The organism is Candidatus Enterococcus wittei (assembly GCF_002140175.1).
Lineage (GTDB): Bacteria > Bacillota > Bacilli > Lactobacillales > Enterococcaceae > Enterococcus_B > Enterococcus_B wittei.
On the sequence record NZ_NGMO01000001.1, the window covers coordinates 324683 to 326556 of the forward strand.

The following is a 1874-nucleotide window of genomic DNA, read 5'->3' on the forward strand; positions in this document are numbered from 1 at the left end:
GTTTTTAATGTCTTCTAAATAAAAAGTTTCGGTTAATATCGTACTAATTTATCAATAAAGTTGAAGTGTCCAAAACTCTTTTTTTGGATACTTCAGCTTTTTTTTGGCTAGTCTCTGCTTTTTTGTTATACTAGTGCGTAGGACATCTATTTAGTGCATTATACCCACTAAAAAAGTTCGTTATGTTTTATTTAAAAGAAAGGAAGACGCTCATGGAAACTTTCGAAGGTCTTTTGATTGATACGTATGTTTTACAAGAACAGCCAATGATGCTCACTGGTCTAAATCTCCAGCTGGAAGATCAAGTCATTAATTGTTTACTAAAAGATCGGTATTTAGCGAAATATGTATTACGTTTGCCTTTAAATAAATATGTGTTAGAAGTTAGTGGTAAATGGAATCGTCGAAAACAATTAGTGATCAAAAAAATGATTATAAAAAATATCGATGAATACATTAAAATCATTGGTACTCCTGAATAATGCAACTTCATTTATTCTTTTCAGCGTTATAAAATAACTAATCATTGGTACCGATACAATTGTTTGCCTTAAAGTAATAGAATCCCTTTTCAAAAAATACTTTGCAAACGGTTTGCTTTGTTATATACTATTCCAGTACCAAACATCCCATTCAAAAAATTTATTTAAATCGATAGATAAAATTTCGTTTGGTTAAACGCTATTGTCTCCCACAATAGCGTTTTTTCATGCTTTCGTGTGATAGATCAATCTTTTTAACTGACTAACTAGGCGATTCATTGTCTTTTTTATTTATTCTCTAACTGTTAAGGAAAAAAACTTGTCATGTTCATATTGCAAAGCACGCTCGCTTTAGGTATAATAATGAATGTTGAATTATGCGGTAACACGCGTAAGAACTTTACTTATCGGAGGTGAAACAAATGCCAAACATTGAATCTGCAATCAAACGTGCTCGTACAAGCGAAAACGCGAATGTAAAAAATTCATCTCAAACTAGTGCTATGCGTACTGCAATCAAAAAATTTGAAGATGCTGTAGCTTCAGGTGCTGATAACGTAGATGCGTTATATAAAGAAGCTGCTAAAGCGATTGATATGGCTGAATCTAAAGGTCTTATCCACAAAAACAAAGCGAACCGCGACAAATCTCGTTTACTGTCTCTTATACACATCTAGATGTGTATAAGAGACAGCAGTATAGTGGAAACATGAATATTTGTTTTGAATATTTGTTTTGAATATTTCTAAATGTACACACATTGAATGTCTACACCTCTTCTCTCCATATTTCCAACACTCCACAAATTCCCTGGGCTTCTTTGATCGAGAAAATAAACTTAGCAAGACTTCCTCAACGCTACCTTGTCACCAAGGTAAAATCTGGTTCTAAAATTTAGAAGACAAACTTTCACAACCCAAAGAGTTCACTCCTTAAAGCCAATGTTAAAGAACAAAACAAGAATTGGCAAAAAGAAACGAAAAGGGAGAGATTGGATCCATTGTCCAGAATAGGAATGCTATATTGTCTCTAGGAGAAACAACCCAAATTTCATACCTTTCAGCAACTTAAAGATATTGAAAAGTTTGTATGACAAGAGCGAATAGAATATCCAAAGTAGGAAAGAAAAGTAAGATACACTTTTTAATTGATGTTTACTGTCCACTCTCACTCTTCACGGATATCTCCCCTTTTCTCCATCATATTGTTCATTGTTCTTTATCTTTGTACATAATGTAGGAAATTCTGTACATTTGGTTGATAGTATTGAGTTAGTTATTTCTATTTCTTTCTAGTTCTTGTTTATTTTGCTGGTTGAATACCTTTGGTTGATTGATCTTGTCACTTCTTTCTCTACTAGCAGTTAGAATATGTGTTATAGTCTTCGTAGCC

2 protein-coding genes are annotated in these 1874 nt (G+C 32.9%); both read left to right on the top strand.

Going from position 1 to position 1874, the window contains the following annotated elements:
- Positions 1 to 212 precede the first annotated feature (212 nt).
- Entirely contained in the window at positions 213 to 482 is a 270-nt protein-coding gene (locus tag A5844_RS01170) for a hypothetical protein (protein ID WP_086283240.1), read from the top strand.
- Positions 483 to 904: 422 nt separating this feature from the next.
- A complete protein-coding gene (gene rpsT, locus A5844_RS01175) occupies positions 905 to 1159 on the top strand; it encodes a 30S ribosomal protein S20 (protein WP_086283241.1) in 255 nt (84 codons plus the stop codon).
- The last annotated feature ends 715 nt before the right edge of the window (positions 1160 to 1874 follow it).

Excerpts from the sequence above, each read along its gene's own strand:
- rpsT (WP_086283241.1), top strand. The coding sequence starts at position 905 with ATGCCAAACATTGAATCTGCAATCAAACGTGCTCGTACAAGCGAAAAC.
- A5844_RS01170 (WP_086283240.1), top strand. The coding sequence starts at position 213 with ATGGAAACTTTCGAAGGTCTTTTGATTGATACGTATGTTTTACAAGAA.